We start from the raw sequence: 26,750 nt of genomic DNA on the forward strand, positions 1-26,750 counted from the left end.
TTCAGGTCGTGCGTTACATCACGGCAACCGTCGGCTTACTTGACGGCCCAGTAGATGTCGTACGTGCCTTCCGGAGTGAACGACTTGTCCACGCCATCCTTCCAGGACTCGTACGGACGATCGATCACTTCGTTGCCGCCGGTCACCGACCATGCACGCAGGGCGTTGCGGGCGATGTCCAGGCCGGCCATGTGGCCGGTGTACGCCGCGTGGGCCGAACGGTGCGGAGCGACATGCACGTACTTGACCGGTGCACCACCGTCGATCTTCACCGTCAGGGCTTCGGCGGTCGCGCCTTCAGCACCCTTCTTCTTGACCGGCTGGGCCACGTCGAAGGCGTACTTCTCGGCGCCGAAATCGGTGGTGATGATGCGGAACGGACCGGCGGCTTCGAGGTTGTTGGCCTCCATCACGCGCTTGATCCACTCCTGGTTGTCCTTGATGGACTTGGTGATGGTCTCCTGGCCGCGGTCCACGTTGCCGGCGGTGACGACCAGCAGGTCTTCGGCCGGGACGTCCACGATGGCCAGATCGGTCAGCGGGGCTTCCGCGGTGCGGTAGTCCACGTTCGGCACGGTGGCCAGCATGTTGGCCATGCGCGACAGACCCAGCTTCAGGTCGTCACCGGCGTGACGGCTGACGTACAGGCCAGCGTAACGACCGAACAGGTTGAAACCGTACTTGACGCTGTAGTCCTGCGTGATCTTGACGTTGCGGCCACCCTTGCCGGTCGGCTCGAGGGTGAAGTTGGTCACCTTGTCGTGGCCCTTGCTCTGGTCCTCGATGGCGATGGCAACGTGCTTGTTCTGCTCGGACTCGGTGATCACCCAGCTACCCTGGCCCAAGGAACCTTCCTTGGAGGTGTAGTCCAGGCGTGCGCCGACGCCGGCAGCCGGGCCGGAGTGCTTCAGTTCAACGGCGGGATCGCGCAGCAAGAGCGGGTTCCAGTCCTTGAAGCGGCGCAGGCTGTTGACCGTGTCGAACACGATCGTCATCTTGCGGTTGGTCTCGATGCTTTCGGAAATATGGCGCTCGCCCGGCAGACATACGCCAATGATGACGAACAGGCCAGCCACGATCCCCAAGGCGATCAGGAACTCGATAATACGGGTCATTCAGGAGTCTCCGGGGCCGATCCCACGGCCGGGTTGATTGAAGCGAAGCGCCAATCCTAGCAGGCTTCGCCGGTGTTGTTGATCAGGGTTGGCACACCGGTTTCCATGTCGGCAGCGGTTTTGCATAGACAAGGAGCGGAAAGATAACGCATCGCGCGTGTCAGCACGTAGCGGATGGACAATATTTCTTTGCCGGATTCGGCCATCGGGCCCGGAAACAGCCCTGCATCGCTTGCGCGGCAAGGGTTTCACGAAATTCAGCAAATACCGCCGGGCCGGCGGTCGCCCGAAGGCATCCGCCGGTCGGGGCGGCTCAGACCAGTTGCAGTTCGAAGGCCTTGAGCACGGCCCGGGTGCGGTCGCGTACGCCCAGCTTGGACAGGATGTTGGACACGTGGTTCTTGATGGTGCCCTCGGCCACGCCCAATGAATTGGCGATCTCCTTGTTGGAGAAGCCGCTCGCCATCAGCCGCAGGATCTCCGTCTCGCGGTCGGTCAACGGGTCCGGCCGGTCCAGGCTGACGAACTCGTTGCGCATGTGCTCCAGCCCGGACAACAGGCGCTGGGTGACCGCCGGCTGGACCAGCGAACCGCCATCGGCCACGGTCCGGATCGCCCCCACCAGCTGGTCCAGGGTCACATCCTTGAGCAGATAGCCCTTGGCGCCGGCCTTGAGCCCGGCCAGCACCAGCTGGTCATCATCGAAGGTGGTCAGGATGATGGTCGGCGGCAGCTGGTTCAGCCGCGACAGCATCTGCAGCGCCTCCAGCCCGGACATCACCGGCATGCGCATGTCCATCAGGACCACGTCCGGACGGACCTGTGGAACCACCTCCACTGCCTGGCGGCCATCGGCGGCCTCGGCGACCACCTCGATGCCGTCATCAAGCGCCAGCAGTGAGCGGATCCCCTGCCGCACCAGGGTTTGGTCGTCGACCAGGCAGACGCGAATCATCAACGCACTCCTTCAATGACAGCGGTCAGCATCAATACTGGCACGCCGGGTACCGAGGCACGAAGGCGGAAGCCCTGTCCCCGGCGGGTTTCGATCTGCAGCTCACCACCGCATTGTTGCAGGCGCTCGCGCATCCCGCGCAGCCCGTTGCCGACCACGATGCCGTCGGCACCGACCCCATCATCATGCGCTTCCAGCACCACGATGCCCGGCGGCTCGCGCCGGACCTTGATCCACAGGTTGCGGGCGCCGGCGTGGCGCACCGCATTGGTGATGATTTCCTGGGTGCAGCGCAGCAGCACATGGGCCCGCTCGGGGTCTTCCACGCTCAGCGGCTCATCGATGTCCAGGTGGATCGCCAGCGAGGGGACCTGCTCGGTCAGCGGGCGCAGGGCGGCGGCCAGGTCGATCGCCCCGCTGTCACGCAGCTGGCTGACCGCCTCGCGCACGTCGGTCAGCAGCAGCTTGGCCAGGGTGTGGGCCTGGTGCACATGCTCCTGCGCCTGGCCCTCGGTGATGTGGCCGGCCACTTCCAGATTGAGGCTGAGCGCAGTCAGGTGGTGGCCGAGCAGGTCGTGCAGCTCGCGGGAGATCCGGGTGCGCTCGTTGACCCGGGCGCTCTCGGCAAGCAGCACGCGGGTGGCGCGCAGCTCGGTATTGAGCCGCCGCTGCTCCTCGCGGGCATCGGTCTGCTGGCGCGCGACCAGGCTGGTCACGAAGATGAACATGGAGAAGCCGCCGTACAGCAGCGACTGCATCACCGCTTCGAACAGCGAGAAATTGAGGATCAGGTAGTAGACCGGCAACACCGCCAGCTGGCTCAGCAGCAGCCAGATCACGCCACCGCGCACCGGCAGCATCCACGGGATGACCCCGGCCGCGACCATCATCAGGATGCTGCCCAGTCCCGACCCGCTCAGGTAGCTCACGCCGAGCGCCGAGGCGGTCAGCAGCACCAGCATGACCCGGTCGTACCAGCGCGAGTGACCGCCGTTGCGCAGCCCGCGGGTCAGCCAGAAGTAGCCGGCGCCGAAGGCCAGGTACGCGGCGAACAGCCACAGCGCCCAGGCATCGACGCCACCGCCGCGGCGCAGCAGCGCTTCGTACTGCGAATAAACCAGAGGAAGTCCGACCATGACCCAGGTGAACAGGCCGGCCAGTCGCAGTACTCGGGTGTGGCTGAGGTATCCCAACATGGACGCATAGTAGGCTGAACCTGTTCCCCTGCACTCCCACAGAAGTCATGCCTGTCGGCTCGCGGGGGGAAGCCACCCATGCAATAATCGGACCGAGGGCCCCTCGATGGGCCAACCGCGTTACCCCACGGAGTCACAATGTCGATTGTCATCCGCGACGTGCGCGAGCACGAGCTCGATTCCGTCCTGGCCCTGAACAACAATGCCGGCCTGGCCATCCTGCCGTTGGATGCCGCCCGCCTGCGTCTGTTCTATGAAACCGCTGAATATTTCCGCGTCGCCGAGCGCGACGGCAACCTGGCCGGCTTCCTGATCGGCTTCGGCAGCGACAGCCAGCACGACAGCAGCAATTTCGCCTGGTTCAAGCAGCAGCTGGACACCAAATTCTTCTATATCGACCGCATCGTGGTCGCCAGTCGCCGGCGCGGCGGTGGCGTCGGGCGTGCGTTCTATGCCGATGCGCAGAGCTATGCCGAGCTGCGCTACCCGCAGCTGACCTGCGAAGTGTTCCTGGACCATGGCGCCGATGCCGCCCTGCTCTTCCACGGCAGCTTCGGCTTCCGCGAGGTCGGGCAGAACAACATGGCCCACGTGGACGTGCGCGCCAGCATGCTGCTCAAGGACCTGTGCAGTTACCAGTGGGTGCACGACACCTACGGCGACCAGCTGCCGGATGTGCCCTGGGTGGGCCATCGCCGCGAGCCGCTGCGCGTCCAACGGCCGACGGGGACCTGATCGGTGGCAGCGAACATGGATTTTGAACAGGCCGGTGAACTGAAGATCGGCCAGGTCGGCATCGCCAATCTGCGCATCCGCACCCTCGACGTCGAACGCCTCACCCGTGAAATGCAGGAACGCGTCGCGCGTGCGCCGAAGCTGTTCGGGCGTGCCGCGGTGATCCTGGATTTCGGCGGGCTCAGCAGGATGCCGGACGTGGCCACCGCCAAGGCACTGCTGGACGGCCTGCGCAAGGCCGGCGTGCTGCCGGTTGCACTGGCCTACGGCACCACGGAAACCGACCTGCTCTCGCAGCAGCTGGGGCTGCCGCTGCTGGCCAAGTTCCGCGCCCAGTACGAGCGCGCCGAGGCCGAGCCAGTGGCCGCCGCCCCGGCGCCAGTCGCCGAGCCGCCGCGTCGTGCGCGCGCCGCGGCTGCGGTACCTGCCGCCCCTGCACCCACTGCCGTCGCCACCGGTGGCGCTCCCCAGCCGGGCCGCATGCAGACCAGCAACGTCCGCTCGGGCCAGCAGCTGTATGCGGAAAACTGCGACCTGACGGTCATGGCCACCGTCGGCGCCGGCGCCGAAGTGATCGCCGACGGCAGCATCCATATCTACGGTACGCTGCGGGGCCGTGCCCTGGCAGGTGCCCAAGGCAACACCACGGCGCGTATCTTCTGCCGTGAATTCCACGCTGAACTGGTCGCCATTGCCGGCCATTACAAGGTACTGGACGATGTCCCGGACTCCCTGCGCGGCAAGGCCGTGCAGGTGTGGCTAGAACAGGACCAGATCAAGATCGCTGCGCTGGACTGACGCAGCCCCCAAACAGAAGAATCAGGAGAAATCCTTTGGCTGAAATCATCGTAGTCACCTCCGGCAAGGGCGGCGTCGGCAAGACCACCAGCAGCGCCAGCCTGGCCTGTGGGCTGGCACGTCGTGGCAAAAAGGTGGCCGTGATCGACTTCGACGTCGGCCTGCGCAACCTGGACCTGATCATGGGCTGCGAGCGCCGCGTGGTGTACGACTTCGTCAATGTCGTGCACGGTGAAGCGACCCTCAAGCAGGCCCTGATCAAGGACAAGCGCTTCGACAACCTGTACGTGCTGGCTGCCTCGCAGACCCGCGACAAGGACGCGCTGACCCAGGAAGGCGTGCGCAAGGTGCTCGACGATCTGGTCGCCGACGGCTTCGAATACATCATCTGCGACTCCCCGGCCGGCATCGAGAAGGGCGCGTTCCTGGCGATGTACTACGCCGACCGTGCGGTCGTGGTGGTGAACCCGGAAGTGTCCTCGGTGCGCGACTCGGACCGCATCATCGGCCTGCTCGATTCGAAGACCCACAAGGCCGAATCCGGCAAGAACGTGCCGGCCTTCCTGCTGCTCACGCGCTACAGCCCGGTGCGGGTGGAAAGCGGCGAGATGCTCAGCATCACCGACGTGGAAGAAGTGCTCGGCCTGAAGGCCATTGGCGTGGTGCCCGAATCGGGCGACGTGCTCAATGCCTCCAACAAGGGTGAGCCGGTCATTCTGGACCCCGAATCGGCGGCGGGCCAGGCATACGAAGATGCGGTTGGCCGCATCCTTGGCGAAGAGCGTCCGATGCGCTTCACCACCGTGGAGAAGAAAGGCTTCTTCAGCAAGCTGTTCGGAGGGTAAGCATGGGACTGTTCGATTTCCTGAACCGAAAGAAGACCACTGCCGAAACGGCCAAGAACCGCCTGCAGATCATCATCGCGCAGGAACGCAGCCATCGCGGCGGCCCGGACTACCTGCCCCTGCTGCAGCGCGAGCTGCTGGAAGTGATCAAGAAGTACGTCAACATCGATGCTGATGCGGTCAAGGTCGATCTGGTCAAGGACGGCGAGCACGACGTGCTCGATATCTCCGTTGCCTTGCCGGAAGGCCCGCAGCAGCCCTGATCGACAGCGCCCCTTCCACCCGGAAGGGGCGGTTGAGCGACACCCCATGAACGACGCTGTCCCCACCGCCGAGCCGCAGGTCACCCGCGTCGGCGATATCCGCTTCGACGAGGCCCATGCCCTGCTCGCCGCCCACGATCTGCGCCTGCACCGCGTGGCCGATGGCGCGCCGATTCCGGGCAGCTATTGGGGCGAACCCGAGGCAGGGATCATCGGCAGCGATGTGTATGTCCGCGATGACACCCCCGTGCACTCGATGCTGCACGAGGCCTGCCACCTGATCGTGCTGCCGCCGGAGCGGCGTGCGCTGGTGCACACCGATGCCACCGATTCGGTGCCGGAAGAAGACGCCACCTGTTACCTGCAGATCGTGCTGGCCGGGCAACTGCCGGGTGTAGGCAGCGCGCGGTTAATGGCCGACATGGATGCGTGGGGGTATACGTATCGGTTGGGGTCTACCAGGGCGTGGTTCGAGCAGGATGCGGAAGATGCCAGAGCGTGGCTGGTCGAACGCGGCCTTCTTGCTGCGTAAATCCGTACGCGCGGTCAGTCCCGGGCGCGTGGCGACGCGCCAATCACATCGGCGCCTGGGGGTTCACTTGGCGCGGTTCGAGCAGGACGGTGAAGATGCACCTGCCTGGTTGATTTAGCGTAGGTTGCTTCTGCCGTAGAGCCGACCGTTGGTCGGCTGTCGTGCGCTGTGACGCGACGTTACCGCTGCCGACCAACGGTCGGCTCTACCCCGCCATCGCGCGCAGCGTGATGCCCACGATGTAGGCCAGGTACGTGCCCGTCGCGTAGCCCATCGTGCCCAGCAGCACGCCGACCGGTGCCAGCGAGGGATGGAATGCCGCCGCGACCACGGGCGCCGAGGCCGGCCCACCGATGTTGGATTGCGAGCCGATCGCGAAGTAGAAGAACGGCACCTTCAGCGCGCGCGCCAGCGCCCACAGCAGCACGATGTGCATTGCGATCCAGATCAGGCCGAGCAGGAACAGCCACGGGCGGTCCAGCAACGCCAGCAGGTCCATCTGCATGCCGATGCAGGCGATCAGGAAGTACAGCAGCAGCGAACCCAGCTTGGAGGCACCGGCGCCTTCCAGGTTGCGCGCCCGGGTGAAGCTCAATGCCAGCCCGCAGGTGGTCGAGATCACCACCACCCACACGAACGGCGCGTCCAGGCTGAACTGCGAGACCCAGGCGACGTGGCCCTTGAACCACGCCGACAGCGGGCCGGCGATCGCGTGCGACAGTCCCACCACACCGAACGCGACGGCGACGATCAGCATCAGGTCGGTCAGGCTGGCCACGCGCTCGTGCTGTGCCTGGAAGGCCTGGATGCGCAGCTTGAGCGCATCGATGCCCGAGGTATCGGCACCACTGCGCGCGTCGATCTTCGCCGAACGCCCGGCCATGAAGATCAGCACGGCCATCCACACATAACCGACACCGACATCGACCACCGCGAACTGCCCGAAGGTGGTCGCGTTGACGTCGAACACTTCGCGCATCGCCAGCATGTTGGCGCCGCCGCCGATCCAGCTGCCGGCCAGTGCGGCCATGCCGGCCCAGGTATCGCCGGCGACGGTGGCCGGGTGCAGCCACTTCATCAACTGGAACGCGACCACTGCGCCGATCATGATGCTCAGCGAAGCGCCCAGGTACATCACGATCAGTTTCGGGCCCAGCCGCAGGATGCCCTTGATGTCCACCGCCAGGGTAAGCAGCACCAGCGCAGCGGGCAGCAGGATGTCGCGGGCGACCGGGTTGTAGAGATGGGTGTTCTGGCCATCGATCAGGCCGACGGTGTTGTACACGCCGGGAATCAGGTAGCACAGCAGCAAGGCTGGCACGTAGGTGTAGAAGCGTTTCCACAGCCCCTGCTCGCGCGAGGCGGTCCAGAACACGGCGCCGAGGGTGGCGGCGATCAGGCCGAAGACGACGATGTCGTTCTGGATCAGGGCGGGTGCTTTCACGGGTGTGGAGTGCCTGGACGATGGGCGTGCGATTCGGCACGTTTCGGGAAACAATCACCGGCGACGATGGCCGGTGACACCACAGCCAACGAAACCCGGTGCCATGCAGAAGCGCCGCCCCTGGGGGCGGCGCTTCAAACCGGCTTACTCGCCGATGTGCTGTTTCAGCCAGCCGTTGACGGTGTCGTGCCACTGCACGCTGTTCTGCGGCTTGAGCACCCAGTGGTTCTCGTCCGGGAAGTACAGGAACTTGGACTCGATGCCCTGGCGCCGTGCGGCAGTGAACGCGGCCAGGCCCTGCTCCACCGGAATGCGGTAGTCGAGCTGGCCATGCACGATCAGGATCGGCTTCTTCCAGTCCGATACGTGGTTGACCGGATTGAACTTCTCGTAGTTGGCGGCCTTCTCGTAGGGCGTGCCACCCTGCTCCCACTCGGTGAACCACAGCTCTTCGGTGGCATAACCCATCATGCGCTGATCGAACACGCCGTCATGGTTGACCAGGCACTTCCACGGCTCGTTCCAGTTGCCGGCGATCCAGTTGACCATGAAACCGCCATAGCTGGCGCCCAGCGCGCACGCCTTGTCGCCATTGAGGAACGGGTACTGCTTCTGTGCCGCCGCCCAGCCCTTCTGCAGATCTTCCAGCGGGCGATCACCCCAGTGCTGGCTGATCGCATCGGTGAAGGCCTGGCCGTAACCGGTGGAGCCGTGGAAGTCGATCATGACCACCGCGTAGCCCTGGCCGGCATAGGTCTGCGGGTTCCAGCGGTAGCTCCAGCCGTTGCCGAAGCTGCCCTGCGGGCCGCCGTGGATCAGGAACGCGACCGGGTAGCGCTTGCCTTCCTGGTAGTTGTACGGCTTGACCACGTAACCGTGCACGGTCTCGTTGTTCCAGCCCTTGAACTGGAACTGCTCGTAATCACCGAAGGCGACGTCCGGCAGCATCTCACCGGCGCTCGGGGTGATCTCGCGCGGGTTCGCGCCGTCGAAAGCGGCCACGACGATCTGGTCGCCGCTCTTGAGGCTGTTCTTGGTGTACGCCAGGGTCGTGCCGGCGATCACCGGCGAACCGATGCTGCCACCGTCGACCACCACCTCGGCCTCGCCGGTGGCGATGTCGACGGCGAACAGGCGGTGCTCGCCCATGTCATCGGCGCTGGTGTAGATCAGGGTGCCGTCACCGGACAGCACGATCTCGCCGGCCGAACGATCCCACTTGGGTGCGATCTCGCGGGTCTTGCCGGTGGCCACGTCCATCGCCATCAGGCCGAAACGGTCCGCTTCGAAGCCCGGGCGCTTCATGGCGCGGTAGTACAGGGTCTTGCCGTCGGCGCTGAACACCGGGCCGGCATCCCAGGCCGGGTTGGACGCGGTCAGGTTGACCGGTGCCTGCTTGCCCTCGGCGTCCAGGCGGTACAGGTCGAAGTTGGTCGACCACGGCTCCTGCTTGCCGGCTACGCGGATCGCGGCGACCACGGTCTTGCCGTCCGGCGCCCAGGTGAAGTCATCGTTGCCACCGAACGGCTTGGACGGCGCATCGCCGGCCAGGGTCGCGCTGATCGCCGAGGCGCCCTTCACCGCGGCGGCCTTGGCGGCCGGCAGCGGCGCCACGAACAGGGTGTTGCGGCGGCCGTCGGCCCAGGTGTCCCAATGGCGCACGAACAGGTTGTCGAACACCTCGCCGGTGTTCTTGCGCGCCTTGTGGGCGTCCAGCTTCTTGCTGGTGCAGGCCAGGTCCGAACCGCAGTCCTGGAACACGCCGCTGCTGAAGGCCACGCGGTCGCCCTGCGGGGAGACGTGGAAGCTGTCCACATCGACCGGGAAGTCAGTCAGCTGGCGCGGGGTGCCGCCGGTGGTCGGCTGCGCATACAGCTGCTGGCTGCCGTTCTTGGCGCTCAGGAAGTACACGGTCTGGCCATCGGCCGACAGCGCGGCGGAATTGACGTTCCAGCCGGCCGGGGTCAGCGGCTTGGGCGGGGCCAGGTCACGCGTGCGCAGGTTGCGGATATACAGGCCGGTGCTGGCCTTGCTGTCGGTGCCGACCACGCGCTTGGCGAAAATGACGTTGCCGCCATCGGCGGTGAGCAGCGGGCTGGAGACCCGATCGAGCGCGATCATGTCGCGCACATCCAGGCCACGCGTGGCCGCCAGCGAGGGCATCGCGGTCAGCAGGCACAACGGCAGCAGGGCGTAACGAAGTTTCATCGGGGTCTCCGCGGAACGGCAAAACGCCGATGTTAGGGCCGCAAGGGCCGCACATGCAAAGGCCATCGGTCATGCCGGCGCTTCGGCTGAGGGCAGAAACGACAAACCCCGCCAAGGCGGGGCGTGTCGTGACCCGGATCGGGGTCGTTCTTGCTTAGACCGACCCCACGGCGCGCTTGCCGGTGCGATAGATCAGCCAACCGACCAGGAACAGCACGACCAGACCGATCCACTGTGCGCCCGGCAGGTGGAACGGCAGCGCCAGCACGTCGGCGCGGCTGCTGATCACGATCGGGATCGCGATGGCGATGCCCATCAGGGCTTCACCGGTGATCAGGCCCGCGGCGAACAGCACGCCCGGCTTGTGCACGCGGTCGCGGCCTTCTTCATCGTCGCCCCGCACCTTGTGGAAACGCTCTACCAGGTAGGCGATCAGGCCGCCCAGGAAGATCGGCACCATCAGCTCCAGCGGCAGGTAGATACCGATCGCGGCCGCCAGCACCGGCACGCGGAAGCGGGCATTGCGCGACTTCAGCCAGCTGTCGAAGGCGATGATCGCCGCGCCCACCACGGCGCCGATGCCGATGAAGGTCCACGGCAGCTCGCCACCGAACAGGCCCTTGGCCACCGAGGCCATGAGGTTGGCCTGCGGTGCGGCCAGCGCGTTGGGATGCAGCTCGGACTTGACGCCGATGCCGTAGGCGGTCGCCAGCAGGTTCAGCACCGGGGCCATGATCAGTGCGCACGAGAACGCACCGATGCCCAGCATCAGCTGCTGCTTCCACGGGGTGGCGCCGACGATGTAGCCGGCTTTCAGATCCTGCAGGTTGTCACCGCCGACCGCGGCCGCACAGCACACCACCGCACCGATCATGATCGCGGCCACCGCACCCAGCGGGGCGCCGCCGATGCCGACCGGGGTCAGGCCGTCCTTGCCGAGCAGCAGCACCAGCACCGCCGAGGCGAACAGGATGGTGGAGATGGTGATGCCCGAGACCGGGTTGTTGGAGGAACCGATCAGGCCGGCCAGGTAGGCCGAGACCGAGACGAACAGGAAGCCGGCCACGATCATGATGAGGGTCATCGGGATCGAGACGTGCCACTGGCCCACGATGGCCTGGTACAGCGCCAGCAGCGGCAGGGTGAACACCACCAGGGCCACCAGCATCCACTTCATCGGCAGATCGCGTTCGGTGTGCGCCAGCACCGGGCCACCGCTCTTGCGGGCTGCGGCGAAGCCACTCTTGACGCCGTTGAGCAGCGACTTGCGCAGCGAGATCAGGGTCCAGACGCCACCGATCAGCATCGCGCCCACGCCCAGGTAACGCATTTTCGCGCCCCAGATGGCGAATGCCGCCTCGGTGGAACTGGCGGTGGCAATCGATGCCGCCAGCGCCGGATCGGTGTTCATGAAGAACGCCTGGTACAGCGGAATGGCGATATGCCAGGTCAGGATCGAGCCGGACACCACCACGATGCCGACATTCAGGCCGACGATGTAGCCCACGCCCAGCAGCGCCGGGGACAGGTTGGTGCCGATGAAGGCGGTGATCTTCGAGGTGCCGACGTAGGCCGAGGTCGCCCAGGCGTCCGGAATCAGGCGCAGGCCGCTTTCCGCGGCCAGCTTCACGAAGGCGCCGATCACCGCCGAGACGGCCAGGATCTTCAGCCCCGGGCCCGGGTTTTCACCGGCCTTGAGCACTTCGGCGGCGGCCTTGCCTTCCGGGAACGGAAGCGGATCTTCCACGATCATCGAACGCCGCAGCGGCACCGAGAACAGCACGCCCAGCAGGCCACCCAGGCCGGCGATGCCCAGCACCCACCAGTACTTGAAGTCCGGCCAGTAGCCCATGATCACCAGCGCGGGGATGGTGAAGATCACGCCGGCGGCGATCGACGAACCGGCCGAAGCACCGGTCTGGACGATGTTGTTCTCCAGGATCGTGCCACCGCCGAGCAGGCGCAGCACCCCCATGGAAATGACCGCGGCGGGAATGGCGGTGGCGATGGTCAGGCCTGCGAACAGACCGAGGTAGGCGTTGGCGGCCGACAGAATCACCGCCAGCACGATGGCAAGCACCACCGCGCGGAATGTGAGCTGGCGTGGCGCAGCGTCGTTGTTCATGGAAGCCCCTGCTGGCAAAAAATCCCTGCCACGCTAGCGTTCATGTACGGGCAAGTCCAGTGTGGAACGGCCCTGCCCGCATCCGGTCGGCCCTCCATCGCCCCGTGCAGGGCCGCGCCGCAGCACTGCCGACCGGCCATTGCGCCCGAACCGGCACGGTCGGGGCGGGCCAAGGCTCCTATACTCGCCCCCTTGCCCGCCCTGCCCTATCCCTCGATGACCGCAGCCGCCCTGCCCGCCTCCGCAGCCTCGCCCGCCACCGACGACTTCCTCGGTCACCCCAAGGGCGTCTACATCTGCTTCTTCACCGAGATGTGGGAGCGGTTCTCGTTCTACGGGATGAAGGCGCTGCTGCTGCTGTACCTCACCAAGTACCACCTGTTCGGCGACAAGGCCGGGCTGGATCTGCTCGGTGCCTATGGTGGCCTGGTCTACTGCATCCCGGTGTTCGGTGGCCTGCTCGCCGACCGCTGGCTGGGCATGCGCAAAGCGGTGGTGTTCGGTGGCGTACTGCTGGTACTCGGCCATCTGGGCATGGCATTCGAGGGCCACGCGGCGGTCCGCATCGATGGTGCGGTGGTCCGCGATGACGCGGCGCTGGGCATCACGTACCTGTCGCTGGCCCTGATCATCATGGGCGTGGGCTTCCTCAAGCCGAACATCTCCACCATCGTCGGCAAGCTCTACCCGGAGAACGATCCACGCCGCGACTCGGGTTTCTCGCTGTTCTACGCCGGCATCAACCTGGGGGCGCTGTTCGCGTCGCTGGTGTGCGGCTTCCTCGGCGAGGCCTACGGCTGGAAATACGGCTTCGGCGCGGCCGGCATCGGCATGGTGATCGGGCTGGGCATGTTCCTGTGGGGCCAGAAGTATCTGCAGGGCCATGCCGAACCGTCCGATCTGCCCGCGCTGCGCCAGCGCGTGCTCGGCATCCGCCGCGAATGGCTGATCTATGCCGTGGCCGTGCTCGGCGTGATCCCGGTGGCCGCGCTGATGTGGGCGGCCGCCAACGGCGCGTTCGCGCTTGGCGGCGAAATCAGCCTGGCCTTGATGTTGATGATCGTCGTGCTCGGCGGCGTGCTGGTCTGGTTCGCCTGGTTCACCGGCACCCGCTGCACGCCGGTGCAGCGCCAGCAGATGATCGCGCTGATGGCGCTGATCTTCATGGCGCTGGTGTTCTTCACCCTGTACGAGCAGACCTACGGGTCCTGGGTGACCTTCACCGACCGTCTGCTGACCAAGGACCTGGTGCCCTCGCTGGTGATCCAGGGCGGAACCCCGCTGCCGTGGTCGATCGCCTCACTGCTGCTGGCGCCGCTGGGCTTCGTGGTGGCCGCACGTCTGTCCGAGCGCAGCCCCGGCTCATCGGCACCGCGCCATCTGTTCATCGGCATCGTCGCGCTGATGCTGGTGATGCTGATCCGGGACTGCCTGGTGATTCCGCAGACCGCCGGCTCGCTGACCTACCTGGGCGGCCTGTTCCTGATCGTGCTCGCCCCGCTGTTCGCCATGCTGTGGGCGTGGCTGGACCGACGCCGCATGGATCCGTCCAAGCCGATCAAATCCTCGATCGGGCTGATCTTCGCCGCGCTCTCGTTCGTGCCCCTGGCACTGGCCGCCCAGCAGGTCGGCGCGACCGGCCAGATGGCCAGCGTGTGGTGGCTGGTGCTGGCGTACCTGATCCTGGAGATCGGCGAAATGTGCCTGTCGCCGGTCGGCCTTTCGGCGGTGACCCAGCTTGCCGCGCCACGCGTGGTGAGCCTGATGATGGGCACCTGGTTCCTGGCCACCGCGTTCTCGGAAACGCTGGCGGCCCTGTTCGGCAAGCTCGCTGCGATCGAGGTGCCGGAAGGCCAGAGCATGGACATCGTCAGCGCCGCCGCCAGCTATGAACACCTGTTCTGGCTGCTGATGTGGATCGGCCTGGGCTGCGCGGCCGTCGCACTCATCTGTTCGCCGCTGCTGAAGCGGATGATGCACGGGGTGAAGTAGACGATCCGCGCGTGCTGTTTTCCGGACCCACGGACGCCGTCTTTCCTCCCAGGCTCCGCGACAGGAACGCGAGCAGCTTGCCGTAGTACTCGCGCTGGTGCTCCAGCGTGTAGAACCCATGGCCTTCCGTTTTGTAATACAGACTTTCCACCGGCGTGCCGGCACGCCTGAGGGCAGCCTCCATCCTTCTGGTGTGCAGGATCGGCGCGCGCTCGTCTTCGCCACCTGCCGCCAGGAACACCGGCACGCGGACCTGTCCGGCCAGGTTCACCGGCGAACGCGTCGCCAGCGCCTCGGGGGCACCGAGCCATTCGCGCAGATAGTTCCGCCCGGAGCGGGCATCGCGGATGTCCCCGCGCGCATGCATCATCGGCAGGTCGTAGATGCCCACGTAGCCAGCCGCACACTGATACAGACCCGGCTCCCGGATCGGTCCCATCATCGCGGCGTAAGCACCGTAGCTGGCACCATAGATACAGATGCGGGCCTGGTCCGCCACCCCCTGCGCGATCGCCCAGCGGGTGGCATCGGTGACATCGTCCTGCATTGCCGCGCCCCACTGCTGTCTGCCGGCCTGGGTGTGCGCACGGCCATAGTTGGACGACCCCCGGAAATTGACCTGCAGCACCGCATAGCCCGCGGCCGCAAGCAGCTGCGTTTCGCGATCGTAGGTGCCGTCGTCGAACACCCCGAACGGGCCCCCGTGCGGGACCACGACCATCGGCAGATTGCGCCCCGCGCTGCCGTGCGGAATCGTCAGGAAACCATGCAGCGGCAGCCCGTCGCGTGCGGTCATCGTGAATGAGCGGACCTCCGCGCTCTCCGCCGGATCGATCCACTCGCTGCGGCTGGTCAAATGCCTGGCCGCCTTTCCGACCGTATCGTACAGATAGAAATCGCCGGGATTGCGTCCCGACCAGGTCTCCACCAGCACGGTGCGCGCATCGCGGGTACTGGAGGTGACATACACCGGCCCATCGAACGCCGCCTGCAGACTGCGGTACAGGCGTGCGGTGGGCGCTGCCGCGTCGAAGAAGCGCGCCTGCGGTTGCGCCCCGAGGTAAAGCGCCCCCACCGGGATGCGCGAGCCGGGCTGATGGATCACCCGGGCCGGATCCACCACCTCATCGCGCAACAGCTCCTGCCGTTCGCGGGTCTGTGGATTCCAGCTCACGATCGCATCGGGTCCGCTGGATTGTTCGACCCACAGGTAGGCCAGGCTGCCGTCGGCCGAGAAACCCAGCGGCATCTCCACGCGATGGCTGACGGCCTCGTCGTTGAGTATTTCCCAGTCGGTACCGCCGCGGGCACGGTAGTAGAGCTTCCTCAGGTTGTCCGGGCCAGCGCCATGGGCGAAGCGCACCTCGCCGCTGTTGTCGGTCACGAAGTTGGCCCGCTGCACCGGCGACCGGGCCACGACCGTACGCCGCCCGCTGACGACGTCCAGACGCTCGATCCGCGTCTGGGGGTTCTCGGTGAATGGCCAGACGGCGATCAGTGCGTTGCGATCATCGTCGACCAGTTCATCGGTGAGAAATGCCGCCACGTTCTCGTTGTTCGCCCTTGCCCGATAGCCGACCAGCAGTTCGCCGCCCTTGCCATCGGCATTGATGGCGTAGAGCTCGCCGGTGGGCTGTGGTTCGTCCAACCGACCGGACTTCAGCGCCAGGCCGATCACCAGGCGCTGATTGCTGACCCAGTCGAAGTTGCTGGCATGGTTGTTGCGCGGCGGCCGGAAGGAGCCGATCAGGGTCATGTCCGCGGTACGCAGGATGGCCACCGCCGTGGCGTCCTGAAGGGGAATCGAGGCTGCGAGGTACTCACCTCCCGGCGAAATCTTGATGCTGTTGAACACGTCCTCGCGGAGGAAATGATCCAGCTCCACAGCGCTCCCCGTCGCCGGCAGCCATGCACAGCCCATGCACAGCAGCACGCCCAGCATCTCCTTGCGCATCCTTCCCCCCGATTCCGGACACCCTGTCCGGCTGGTCGATTCTAGGCAGAACGCCGTCGTGCCGGCCAGTGGCAAGGCGGGCGGAGACGACAACGGCGCCTTCCAGCGCCGTTGCCGCATCGCAAACGGGACGTCGACTTACGGTTGCGCAGGCGTCGACGCCATCGCCGTCTGCCCACCCAGGCTGTTGGACAGGAACGCCAGCAGCTTGGTGTAGTACTCGCGGCGATGCGGGTCGGTATAGAAGCCGTGGCCCTCGGTGGGGTAGTACAACGCGTCCACCGGCACCTTGATCCGGTCGGCGAGATTGACCGGTGAAACCGCGCCCAGCTGGGTGCGGTCGCCGATCCACTCCTTGAGGTAGGTTTCGCCCGAACCGCGGCGCTGGATGTCACCGGTGGTGAACATCATCGGCAGATCGTAGACCCCGACATAGCCCGCGGCGCACTGGTACAGCGACGGTTCCTTGGCCACGCCCATCAAGGCCGCATAACCGCCATAGCTGGCCCCGTACATGCAGATCTTCGACCCGTCGGCAATGCCCTCGGCCACTGCCCATCGGGTGGCGTCGGTCAGGTCGTCCTGCATGGTGCCACCCCACTCCCGGCCACCGGCATGGGCGTGCATGCGGCCATAGTTGGACGAGCCCCGGTAGTTGACCTGCAGCACGGCATACCCGGCAGCCGCCAGTAACTGGCTTTCCATGTCGTAGCTTCCGTCGTCGTAGACGAAGAACGGCCCTCCGTGCGGCATCACGACCATCGGCAGGCGCTTGCCCTCGCTGCCCTTGGGGCGGGTGACAAAGCCGTGCAGCGACAAACCGTCGCGGGCCTTCAAGGCGATCGGCGTCACCACCGCCGCCTGCTCCGGATCCACCCACTGGCTGCGGCTGACCACCAGGTCGGCCTTCCTGGCCTGCGTGTCGAACACGTAGAAGTCGCCCGGATTGCTGCCGGACCAGACCTGCACCATCGCCAATCGGCCATCGCGCGAGGAGGAGGTAATGAAGACCGCCTGCCCGAACGCCTGTTCCAGGCTGCGCTGCAGGCGTGCATCGGCCGAGGTTTCGTCGAAGAAGCGGGTCCGCGGCTTATCGCCCAGGTACAGCGCCCCGATCGGGATCGAGGTACCACGTTTGTAGATCACCCGGGCTGGATCGACCACCTCGTCGCGCAACACCTCACGGCGCTCGTTGGTCGACGGGTTCCAGGACACGATCACGTCCGGGCCACTGGGTTGCTCGACCAGCAGATAGGCCAGTGCACCATCCTCGGAGAAGCCCAGGGCCCGCTCGATCCGGCGGCTGACGCCTTGATCGTTGATCAGCTTCCAGGCCGTGCCACCGCCGTCGCGGTAGTACAGCTTGTTGATGTTGTCGGTGGCGGCCCCGTCGGCGAAACGCACCTCGCCCCGGCCATCGGCTACGAAGTCGGCGCGCTGCACCGGCGCGCGGGCGACCGGGGTGCGCTTGCCGCTGTTGACATCCAGCCGTTCGGCCGAGGTGTAGGAATCGGGCGAGAACGGCATCACCTTGACCAGCACCCGACGGTCCTGGTCGGGCAGTGCATCGATCAGGAAGGCGGCGACAGCTTCGACCTTCTTCGGCTGGATGCGCGTGCCCGGGCCGTTGCCCTGGACCCGGTAGCCGATCAGCAGTTCACCCCGGCCGCCATCGGCGTTGATGCCGAACAGTTCACCGGTGGGCTGCGGCTGGTCCAGCGAACCGAGCTTCTCGGCCAACCCGATCACGACGCGCTGGTCGTTGACCCAGGTGAAGTCATCGGCATGATTGTTCTTGGGCGGGACGAACGAGCCGACCACCTTTCCATTGTCGCGGCGCATGATCGCCAGCGCGGTGCGGTCCTCCATCGGTATGGTGGCCGCATAGAACTCACCGGTCGGCGAAATCTTGATATCCGCAAAGGCATCGCGGCGCAGATAGTGCTCCAGATCCACTGCACCGGCCTGGCCCGAGAGGGCCAGCAACACCGTCATTCCCCACACGCGTATGCGTTTCATCCTTCCCCCCTGCTCCCTTGGACATCGTGTCCGGAACGGCGATTCTAGGCAAAAAAATGGCACCGCGAACGGTGCCATTTTCCAGGACCTGCATCGAGGAGAGAGTTCAATGCATGCCGCGGAACGCGAGGCTGAGCGCCAGGATCGACAGGATCACCGCGATGGTGCCGTCGAGGATGCGCCAGGTCTTGGGCTTGGTGAACAGCGGGGCCAACAGGCGTGCACCCAGGCCCTGTGCGGTCAGCCACAGGCAGCTGGCGGTGAACACGCCGGCGGCGAAGGCCATCCGCGCGTTGCCGAAGTTCTCGGCGATTCCGCCGATGACCATCATGTCCAGCCAGAAGTGCGGGTTGATCAGCGAGAAACCGACCGCCGAGATCAGCACGGCGCGGCGCGAGGTGCTGTCGCCCTCGTCCACGTGCATGCCGCCGCCACCGGCCAGCGCGCGCCGCGCCGACTGCCAGGCGTACCAGGCCAGGAAGGCGACGCCGCCCCACAGCACCACGGTGGTGAGCCACGGCAGCGCCTGGGTCAACGTGCGCAGGCCGGCCACGCTGGCGAAAATGAAGATGCCATCGATGGCGGCGCAGGTCGCCACCACCGGAATGATGTGCTTGCGCAGGATGCCCTGGCGCAGGATGAACGCGCTCTGCGCGCCGACCACCGCGAACAGGCCGATGCCGGTCGCGGCACCACTGAGCCACGCGCTCAGCCCGGCGCCGCCGGAAATGATCGAAAACATGGGATACCACCTGTGTCTTGCCGGGGGGCGGTGCCTCGCCAAGGCGTACAGCACCGGATGGCGCATATTGTCGCGCCGCAACATGAAAAAGTAGAGCTAAACTTACTTAACCATCTTTAGCAGAACTTAAGATCATGCGCATCGACCATGCCCAGCTCCGCGCCCTGGCGGCGGTGATCCGCGAAGGCAGCTTCGAACGTGCCGCGCAGTCGCTCAATGTCACCGCCTCGGCGGTCTCCCAGCGGGTCAAGGCGCTGGAAGACCGGGTCGGGCGGCTGCTGGTCAAGCGCTCGTCACCGGCGGTGGCCACGACCGAGGGCCAGGTGCTGGTCCAGCTGGCCGAGCAGACCGCCCTGCTCGAGCATGACGCCCTGCACCGGATGGGCATCGCCGACGAGGACCTGCCCCATGCCAGCATCCCGGTTGCAGTCAATCACGACAGCCTGGAAACCTGGTTCCCCGACGCGGCCCTGCAGTTCGCGCGGCAGACCGGCACCACCCTGGACCTGCGCTCGGAAGACCAGGACCACACCGTGGCCCTGCTGCGCCAGGGTGCCGTGCTGGGCGCGGTCACCACGCTGGACGAGCCGGTGCAGGGCTGCCAGATCCACGCGCTGGGCAGCATCCGCTATGCCGCCACCTGCACCCCGGCGTTCCATGAGCAGTACTTCGCCAAGGGTGTCAACGCGCAGTCGCTGGCCCAGGCACCGGTGCTGGTGTTCAACCGCAAGGACGACATGCAGGCGCGTTTCGCCCGGCGCCTTGCTGGCAACGACCTGCCGCTGACCGCGCCGACCTGGTGGATTCCCTCCACCCGCGCGTTCGTCCAGGCCAACCTGGGGGGGCTCGGCTGGACCATGAACCCGCTGCCGCTGGTCAAGCGCCACCTGGACGCCGGGCGCCTGGTGCACATGAAGCAGCGCGCGTGGGAAGACGTCCCGCTGTACTGGCAGCACTGGAAGGGCGACGTGCAGACGATGGCGCTGCTGACCCGCGCGGTGCTGGCGGCCTCGGCGACGCTGGTGCGGAAGAAGCGCTGACCCCGCCCACCGGTAGCGCCGACCGTGCGTCGGCTGCCGTACCGGAGCCGTGCCGGGGCACGTATCCGGGCCCTACACGACCCGACGACCCGCCCCGATGCAGCATCGGTGCATTCCAGCCGTGGGCACGTCGATGGACAGCGATCCGGTCTACCTGCATATCCGGGTAGTGCTCAGCATCATCCTGGGGCTGAGCATCACCACCCTGCTGCGTGGGTTGGCCTCGATCATCGAGCACCCGAAACGGCGCGGCTGGTCGTGGATCCACCTGTGCTGGGTGGTGTGGGCGCTGCTGTCGGTGGTGACGTTCTGGTGGTGGGAGTTCCGTCTCGGCGAAGTACGCCACTGGAACGTCGAAACCTACCTGTTCGTGATCGGCTACTGCGCTTCGTGGTTCATGCTGTGCACCCTGCTGTTCCCCGACGACGTACGCGAGTTCGGCAGTCTGGAGAACTACCTGCTGCAGCGGCGTGGCGGGTTCTTCGGGGTGCTGGCACTGATCACCGTGCTGGACCTGGTGGACACCGCGATCAAGGGCCACAGCCGCTGGCAGATGCTGGGCCAGGCGTACTGGGTACATACGGTGCTGATGCTGGCCATCGCCGCGTTGGGCATGACGATGAAAACGCGGCGGGGGCACCTGTGGCTGGCACTGGCGGCGCTCGGCTACCAGTGCGGGTACTTCGCCGCGGAGTACTTCACGCTGGGCAGCGACTGAGCCACCCCGCGCCAGGCCTCACATCCCGACCCGGCCGTCCACGATGTGCAGCTTGGCGCGCACGATGGTGGCATCGGCGCCCTTGCGCTCGGGCGTGATGTTCAAACCGAACACCGCGTCCAGATCGACCGGGCGCAGCGCGAAGTCGGTGATTTCCTTCGGGGTGATCGGCCAGGTGAAACGCACCGACTGGCCCGGTGCCAGCGTCTGCAGGTCCTTGAGCATCAGACCGTCGACGGGATTGCGCCGCAGCTGCTTTTCCTTGCCCGAATGGCGGTCCACCAGGCGCACCGCCGGGCCACGCTTGCGCAGGAAGGCCACCGGCAGCGCCACCTCGCTGCGACCGCTGTTGCGCAGTTCCAGTTCGACACGCACATCATCGCCAAGGAAACGGCACTGGGCATCGTCGATGCAGCGGGCGTGGAGTTCGATCATGGGGGCGGGTTCCGGGGTCTGGGCAAACGTGGGCGAAGCGGCAAACAGGGCAATCAGCGGAATCAGGAAACGGTGCATGTTATCTCCCGGCCAAGGTCGCGGCTGAGCAGCTCCTGCACCTCGCGACCGATGTTCCAGGCGTGCCTGGGGTGGGTGCGGGTGGCATGGTAGGTGGACATGAGGGTGGCCAGCGCATCGGTACTGTCGCGGAACGCCAGCGCTTCCACCGTGGCCGGATCGACACTGCCGTCCGGGCGCATGTAACGCACGGTGTCCGGCGCGTCGTCTTCGTTTTCCGAGTACTCGTCGGGCAGGCCCAGGCAGTGGGCGAATTCATGCGCGTAAGTCCACCCGTCGGTCGTGGTGGCAACGTAGACCGTGGGCGGATCGACCATTTCACGATCGTATTCCTTGTGCAGCAGCAGCGTGTAGTCCTGCCCGGCATCGACCCAGTGGATCTCGTAGCGGATCGGGAACGAACGCGTGCCGCACTGCGGGTCATTCACCGCCAGGGTGAACTTGCCGTTCCAGTGGCTGGCCACGCCTTCCATCATGCGCAGTTTGGCGCTGGTGACATCGCCCGGCGTGACCCCGGCCAGCGCGGTGACGCGTGCCTTGATCGAGACCACCACATCGCCACCGGACTTGGCCGGCACAGCGATGTGGTAAGACACCGGGAACGGACCTTCGTACTTGCTGCCCTGCGGGTCGAGGGTTTCGAAATAGCGCCCATCGGCATCCACCGCGATCTGCGCTTCATGGTCACGCACCCAGCACTGCGGCGGTGGCGGGCTGGGCGAGGGTGGCGGCGTGGCGGCATCCGTTTTTTTCAACAGCGCCCCAGCCAGGGACACTGCCGCGGCGATCACCGCCGCCTTGCCCGCGCCACTGCTGCCCTTGGCGCCCCCGCCACCACCAGCATCCACGCTGACCATCGCCTGTTGGCCGGCCAGCAGCGTGCAACCGCAGCTGGCCTTGTCGCCGTGGCGGGCCACCGGATTGCCGTCGATGATGAGAGTGGCATCGCCGCTGGCGATCACCCCGGGGCCATGCACCTTGCACACCACCCGATCGTTGACCCGGGCAACGGCGCGCCCATCGATATCCGTGAAGGGGGAGCCGGCCACCACCGTACCGCCCAGATGGAGGTGATCACCGACCACGACCAGCATCCTTGCCATTGCGTACCTTCTTATCTTGAAGTATTCAGCCTTGTCAGTTTAACCGGAGAGCGCCCGCGACCGGCACCCAGTCGGATGCTGCGTTGCACCAAATCCGTACCGGAAAGGGCTAAAATGGCGATCAAGGTACCGCTGTGACGCCCGTCTTCACGGGCGTTCCCGGCAGCGGCGGCATCCTTCCCATGTCTCCCTACCTGAGATCCCCATGAAAAAACTAGCGAAGGTCGTCCTCGGCCTGCTCGTGCTGTTGCTGTTGGCAGCGGCCCTGTTCCTGTACTGGCCACTGCATCAGCGCTCGGTCCCGGCCGCCGGCAACGACAAGCCGGTCGACGTCGTGCTGGTCGGCGGCGGCATCATGAGCATCACGCTCGCCACCTTCCTCCAGGAGCTGCAACCGGACTGGAACATCCAGGTCTACGAGCGCCTGGACGGGGTCGCGCTGGAAAGTTCGGACGGCTGGAACAACGCCGGCACCGGCCATTCCGCGTTCGCCGAACTGAACTACACCCCGGAACTGCCGGATGGCAGCATCGAGACCAAGCGTGCGGTCGGCATCGCCGAGCAGTTCGAGATCTCGCGCCAGTTCTGGTCCCACCAGGTACGCGAAGGCCGCCTGAGCCAGCCCAGCGACTTCATCAACCCGACCCCGCACATGAGCTTCGTCTGGGGCGATGAGAACATCGCCTATCTGCACAAGCGCCAGCAGGCACTGGTCAAGAACCCGCTGTTCTACGGCATGCAGTACTCCGAGGATGCCGCGCAGATCAAACAGTGGGCACCGCTGCTGATGGAAGGCCGCGACCCGAAGCAGAAGGTCGCCGCGACCTGGATGCCGCTGGGCACCGACGTGAACTTCGGCGTGATCACCCGCCAGCTGACGGCCGGCCTGGAACGCAGCCCGAACTTCTCGTTGCACCTGAACCATGAAGTGCGCGCCCTGCGCCAGAACGATGACAAGAGCTGGAACGTGACCGTCAAGGACCTCAAGTCCGACAACGAATCCACCCTCAAGTCGCGCTTCGTGTTCATTGGTGCAGGCGGCGCCGCGCTCAAGCTGCTGCAGCTGTCGGGCATCCCGGAGTCGAAGAACTATGCCGGCTTCCCGGTCGGCGGGCAGTTCCTGGCCTTCCAGTCGCCGGAAGTGGCCGGGCGTCATTCGGTCAAGGCCTACGGCATGGCGGAAACCGGCTCGCCGCCGATGTCGGTCCCGCACCTGGATGCGCGCAAGCTGGATGGCAAGCCGGTCGTGCTGTTCGGGCCGTTCGCGCTGTACAGCACCAAGTTCCTCAAGCACGGCTCGTGGTTCGACCTGTATTCCTCGGTCAACCACAACAACGTGGCGGGCATGGTCGATGTGGGCCTGGAGAACCTGGACCTGGTGAAGTACCTGATGGGCCAGGCGCGCCTGAACGATGACGACCGCCAGGCCGAGCTGGTCAAGTACTACCCCAATGCCAAGCGTGAGGACTGGAAGCTGGTCACCGCCGGCCAGCGCGTGCAGATCATCAAGAAGGACCCGGAAAAGGGCTCGATCCTGCAGTTCGGTACCGAAATCGTCACTGACCAGGACCACACCCTGGCCGCCCTGCTCGGTGCTTCGCCGGGTGCCTCCACCTCGCCGCCGATCATGCTGGACCTGCTCAAGAAGGCCTTCCCCGAGCAGATGGCGGCGGGCTGGGAAGCACGCCTGAAAGAGATCGTGCCGTCGTACGGCCGCAAGCTCAACGACAGCCCGGCGCTGACCAACGAGATCCGCCGGCTGACCAGCGACACCTTGAAGCTGCCGTATCTGGACGTACCGGTCGAGACCAGCCCGGCCGTGATGCTGACCCCGCCGCCGGCCGCCAAGCCGGCCGAGGCCAAGCGCAACGCCAACGAAGAACTGCAGGCGCTGTAAGCCTGCCCCGGCAGGGCCTGCGGACCCTCGCCACGGTTTCCCTCCGGCCACCCTTGCGGTGGCCGGTTGCGTTCCGGGGTCCATCGCCGAGCTCCGGCTCCTACGCCGACGCGACCGATTGTTCAAGAATTGTAAAGCGGCTGAGAACGATTTACATTTACACCTCGCAGGGTGATCGCGTCGGCGCTTGACGGTCTCAATGGATTGCCGTCGCCCCGCCGCTGCCCCACCCCCTGCTTTCCCAGGATGGATCTAGCCGTGCCTGGCGCCTGTGCGCCGGCGTTGCCTGCCTGTTGCCCTTCATTCCCTGCTGCCGCCCAGAGACCCCCCATGTCCCGTTGCGCCCACCCGCTCCGCTCCCGCCGTGCCCCGCTCGCCCTGGCCCTGCTTTCCGCCCTCTCGCTGACCGCTCCGCAGGCCTTTGCCGATGCGCTGGCCGATGCCGCCGGCACTGCCGATGCCAAGACCCTGGACAAAGTCAGCGTGGTCGGTGACCGCGCCACACCGTCGAGCACTACGCGTCTGCCGATCACGCTGCAGGAGACCCCACAGTCGACCAGCGTGCTGGGCCTGGAGCGGCTGCAGACCGAGTCGCTGTTCAGCATCAACGACGTGATGCGCAACATCACCGGCGTCAATGTGTCCTTCTACGACACCCAGCGCCCGCTGTATTACGCGCGTGGCTTCACCATCACCGACTTCCAGGTGGACGGCCTGCCGACCTACAGCGGTTCGACCAACCAGGAGTACGACACCGCCTTCTACGATCGCGTGGAAGTGATCCGCGGCGCCAACGGCCTGCTCAGCGGCGCCGGCATCCCTTCGGCCACGGTCAATCTGCTGCGCAAGCGGCCGGGCCGTGATTTCGATGCGTCCTTCGCGATCAGTGCCGGCAGTTGGGATTTCCGCCGCATGGAGGCGGACGTCAACGCCCCGCTGACCAGCGATGGCCGCTTCCGCAGCCGTGTGGTCGCCGCCTACCAGGACCGCGACTACTACTACGACCGCTATACCGAAGACAAAATGTCCGGCATGGCCGTGGTCGAAGGCGATCTGACCGACAGCACCACCGTCACCCTGGGCTATCAGCGCCAGGACAACAACCCGGTCGGCTCGACCTGGGGCACGGTGCCGTTCTTCAACAGCGACGGCAGTTTCGCCCATCTGCCGCGCTCGACCAACATGGCCCCCAAGTGGACCCGCTGGCAGCGCGAAACCAGCACGGCGTTTGCCAACCTGGAACAGCGCTTCGGCGAGAACTGGCTGCTGAAGGTCAATGCCGCGCATACCGAAGGCAACGTGCAGAACGTACGCGTCTACGGCAGCGGCTACCCCGATCCGGTGACCGGCAGCGGCACCTACCTGCTGGCCGGCGCCGGCGATGCCGAAGACACCCGCGATGGCGTGGACGTGTTCCTGTCGGGCAAGTTCCCGCTGTTCGGCCAGGAACACGATGTCGTCGTCGGTGGCAGCTGGTCGGACCTGGAATCGACCACCTGGACGCTGACCTCGGTCGCACGCTGGCGCTATGACATTCCCAACATCCACACCTGGAACGGCGACATCCCCGAGCTGACCGCTTCGCGAACCGGCGCCAGCCGCATCGCGCGCACCCGGCAGAGTGGTGTGTATGCCTCCACGCGGCTGCGCCTGGCCGATCCGCTGTCGCTGATCGCCGGTGCCCGCCTGAGCCGCTGGGAAACGATGACCCGTTCCTACAACACCGCTGGCGCATACACCGGCACCAGCGGCCAGTACAAGGTCACCGATGAGGTCACTCCGTACGTGGGCGTGGTGTACGACGTCGTGCCGGACTTCTCGGTCTATGCCAGCTACACCGAGATCTTCAATCCGCAGAACTACAAGGACAAGAACGAGAACCTGCTCGCCCCGGTGGAAGGCTCCAACCTGGAAGCCGGCATCAAGTCGCAGTGGTTCGATGGCCGCCTGACCGCCAACGCGGCGATCTTCGAAGCCAAGCAGGACAACTACGCGGTGCGCGACATGAGCCAGCCGGACGGCTCGCTCAGCGACGGCACCTCGGCGTACGTGGGGGTCAACGGCACCAAGTCGCGTGGCTGGGAACTGGACGTCAACGGCGAGATCCGCCCGGGCTGGACGGTCAACGCCGGCTACACCCACGTCAAGGTCACCCGCGCCGCCACCGACCTGATCTACGCCAACCTGCCGGAGGACTTCCTGCAGTTGAACACCACGGTGCAGCTGCCGGGCAGCTGGGATCGGTTGAGCATCGGCGGCGGCTTCTCCTGGCAGAGCAAGGTGCAGGCCTTCAACGTGCCACACCCGTCGGGTGTCGGCGTGACCGTCAACCAGCCGGCGTACATGCTGGTCAACCTCAACGCCAACTACCGCATCAGCGACAACTGGCTGGCGACGCTGAGCGTGCGCAACGCGCTGGACAAGACCTACTGGGCCAACCTGGATTACAACAACTACGGCGAGCCGCGCTTCGTCTCGGTGAGCCTGCGCTGGAAGTACTGAGGCCGGACGCCCTGCGGCAGGTTGGGACAGACGGGTCGCCTCCGGGCGGCCCGT

Annotated in this window: 21 protein-coding genes; 10 read left to right on the forward strand and 11 right to left on the reverse strand. The window is 66.0% G+C overall.

Going from position 1 to position 26,750, the window contains the following annotated elements; all coding sequences use genetic code 11:
• Positions 1–35: 35 nt before the first annotated feature.
• The 3 genes from AC07WC_RS16090 to AC07WC_RS16100 form a co-directional block, all read right to left on the reverse strand.
• Positions 36–1,115, reverse strand: coding sequence for a polyketide cyclase (locus AC07WC_RS16090; protein ID WP_495210886.1), 1,080 nt, complete (start codon positions 1,113–1,115; stop codon positions 36–38).
• A gap of 313 nt (positions 1,116–1,428) precedes the next feature.
• Positions 1,429–2,070, reverse strand: coding sequence for a response regulator (locus AC07WC_RS16095; protein ID WP_019184539.1), 642 nt, complete (start codon positions 2,068–2,070; stop codon positions 1,429–1,431).
• Entirely contained in the window at positions 2,070–3,266 is a 1,197-nt protein-coding gene (locus AC07WC_RS16100) for a sensor histidine kinase (RefSeq protein ID WP_495210887.1), read from the reverse strand. Before AC07WC_RS16100 ends, AC07WC_RS16095 begins: the two co-directional genes overlap by 1 nt.
• Before the next feature lie 138 nt (positions 3,267–3,404).
• Here AC07WC_RS16100 and AC07WC_RS16105 point away from each other — a divergent pair, with 138 nt between their 5' ends.
• Genes AC07WC_RS16105 through AC07WC_RS16125 form a run of 5 tightly spaced genes read left to right on the forward strand, consistent with a single transcriptional unit; the run spans position 3,405 to position 6,439 of the window.
• On the forward strand, positions 3,405–4,001 hold the full coding sequence (locus AC07WC_RS16105; protein WP_495210888.1) for a GNAT family N-acetyltransferase: 597 nt from the start codon (positions 3,405–3,407) through the stop codon (positions 3,999–4,001).
• Positions 4,002–4,016: 15 nt separating this feature from the next.
• Entirely contained in the window at positions 4,017–4,799 is a 783-nt protein-coding gene (gene minC, locus AC07WC_RS16110) for a septum site-determining protein MinC (RefSeq protein ID WP_495210889.1), read from the forward strand.
• Between the two features lie 35 nt (positions 4,800–4,834).
• Entirely contained in the window at positions 4,835–5,644 is an 810-nt protein-coding gene (gene minD, locus AC07WC_RS16115; protein WP_019184543.1) for a septum site-determining protein MinD, read from the forward strand.
• A 2-nt stretch (positions 5,645–5,646) separates the two neighbouring features.
• Positions 5,647–5,907 (forward strand): cell division topological specificity factor MinE, encoded by a 261-nt coding sequence (gene minE / locus AC07WC_RS16120; RefSeq protein WP_017355894.1) that lies wholly within the window; start codon positions 5,647–5,649, stop codon positions 5,905–5,907.
• Between the two features lie 46 nt (positions 5,908–5,953).
• Positions 5,954–6,439 (forward strand): hypothetical protein, encoded by a 486-nt coding sequence (locus AC07WC_RS16125; protein ID WP_495210890.1) that lies wholly within the window; start codon positions 5,954–5,956, stop codon positions 6,437–6,439.
• Positions 6,440–6,644: 205 nt separating this feature from the next.
• Here AC07WC_RS16125 and AC07WC_RS16130 read toward each other — a convergent pair whose 3' ends face one another.
• The 3 genes from AC07WC_RS16130 to AC07WC_RS16140 form a co-directional block, all read right to left on the reverse strand.
• The gene (locus AC07WC_RS16130; RefSeq protein WP_495210891.1) at positions 6,645–7,883 is read right to left on the reverse strand and encodes a DUF819 family protein; all 1,239 of its coding nucleotides are present in this window, start codon (positions 7,881–7,883) and stop codon (positions 6,645–6,647) included.
• 144 nt (positions 7,884–8,027) lie between these two features.
• Complete coding sequence (locus AC07WC_RS16135; RefSeq protein ID WP_495210892.1) at positions 8,028–10,091, reverse strand: dipeptidyl-peptidase 5; 2,064 nt, start codon at positions 10,089–10,091, stop codon at positions 8,028–8,030.
• A gap of 154 nt (positions 10,092–10,245) precedes the next feature.
• Entirely contained in the window at positions 10,246–12,216 is a 1,971-nt protein-coding gene (locus AC07WC_RS16140) for an OPT family oligopeptide transporter (RefSeq protein WP_495210893.1), read from the reverse strand.
• A gap of 216 nt (positions 12,217–12,432) precedes the next feature.
• Here AC07WC_RS16140 and AC07WC_RS16145 point away from each other — a divergent pair, with 216 nt between their 5' ends.
• The gene (locus AC07WC_RS16145; RefSeq protein WP_495210894.1) at positions 12,433–14,208 is read left to right on the forward strand and encodes a peptide MFS transporter; all 1,776 of its coding nucleotides are present in this window, start codon (positions 12,433–12,435) and stop codon (positions 14,206–14,208) included.
• On the opposite strand, the gene AC07WC_RS16150 is transcribed toward AC07WC_RS16145, so the two are convergent.
• The 3 genes from AC07WC_RS16150 to AC07WC_RS16160 form a co-directional block, all read right to left on the reverse strand.
• Positions 14,162–16,162 (reverse strand): alpha/beta hydrolase family protein, encoded by a 2,001-nt coding sequence (locus tag AC07WC_RS16150; RefSeq protein WP_495210895.1) that lies wholly within the window; start codon positions 16,160–16,162, stop codon positions 14,162–14,164. The two genes, AC07WC_RS16145 and AC07WC_RS16150, sit on opposite strands and share 47 nt — an antisense overlap.
• A gap of 138 nt (positions 16,163–16,300) precedes the next feature.
• Entirely contained in the window at positions 16,301–18,181 is a 1,881-nt protein-coding gene (locus AC07WC_RS16155; protein WP_495210896.1) for an alpha/beta hydrolase family protein, read from the reverse strand.
• Between the two features lie 106 nt (positions 18,182–18,287).
• Entirely contained in the window at positions 18,288–18,923 is a 636-nt protein-coding gene (locus AC07WC_RS16160; protein ID WP_019184554.1) for a LysE/ArgO family amino acid transporter, read from the reverse strand.
• Between the two features lie 134 nt (positions 18,924–19,057).
• Here AC07WC_RS16160 and AC07WC_RS16165 point away from each other — a divergent pair, with 134 nt between their 5' ends.
• Together AC07WC_RS16165 and AC07WC_RS16170 are read left to right on the forward strand one after the other, a co-directional pair.
• Entirely contained in the window at positions 19,058–19,963 is a 906-nt protein-coding gene (locus AC07WC_RS16165) for a LysR family transcriptional regulator ArgP (RefSeq protein WP_495210897.1), read from the forward strand.
• 121 nt (positions 19,964–20,084) lie between these two features.
• A complete protein-coding gene (locus tag AC07WC_RS16170; RefSeq protein ID WP_495210898.1) occupies positions 20,085–20,681 on the forward strand; it encodes a hypothetical protein in 597 nt (198 codons plus the stop codon).
• An 18-nt stretch (positions 20,682–20,699) separates the two neighbouring features.
• Here the strand turns inward: AC07WC_RS16170 and AC07WC_RS16175 are convergent, their stop codons facing one another.
• Positions 20,700–21,194, reverse strand: coding sequence for a hypothetical protein (locus AC07WC_RS16175; RefSeq protein ID WP_495210899.1), 495 nt, complete (start codon positions 21,192–21,194; stop codon positions 20,700–20,702).
• On the reverse strand, positions 21,179–22,297 hold the full coding sequence (locus AC07WC_RS16180) for a PAAR domain-containing protein (RefSeq protein WP_495210900.1): 1,119 nt from the start codon (positions 22,295–22,297) through the stop codon (positions 21,179–21,181). The genes AC07WC_RS16175 and AC07WC_RS16180 overlap by 16 nt, the downstream gene beginning before the upstream one ends.
• A gap of 205 nt (positions 22,298–22,502) precedes the next feature.
• On the opposite strand from AC07WC_RS16180, the gene mqo reads away from it, so the two are divergent.
• Both mqo and AC07WC_RS16190 read left to right on the forward strand, forming a co-directional pair.
• On the forward strand, positions 22,503–24,194 hold the full coding sequence (mqo, locus tag AC07WC_RS16185; protein ID WP_495210901.1) for a malate dehydrogenase (quinone): 1,692 nt from the start codon (positions 22,503–22,505) through the stop codon (positions 24,192–24,194).
• A 330-nt stretch (positions 24,195–24,524) separates the two neighbouring features.
• Positions 24,525–26,696, forward strand: a complete 2,172-nt coding sequence (locus tag AC07WC_RS16190; RefSeq protein WP_495210902.1) for a TonB-dependent siderophore receptor — start codon at positions 24,525–24,527, stop codon at positions 26,694–26,696.
• Positions 26,697–26,750: the final 54 nt, after the last annotated feature.

It is taken from the genome of Stenotrophomonas sp. GW821-FHT01H02A (assembly GCF_059422145.1).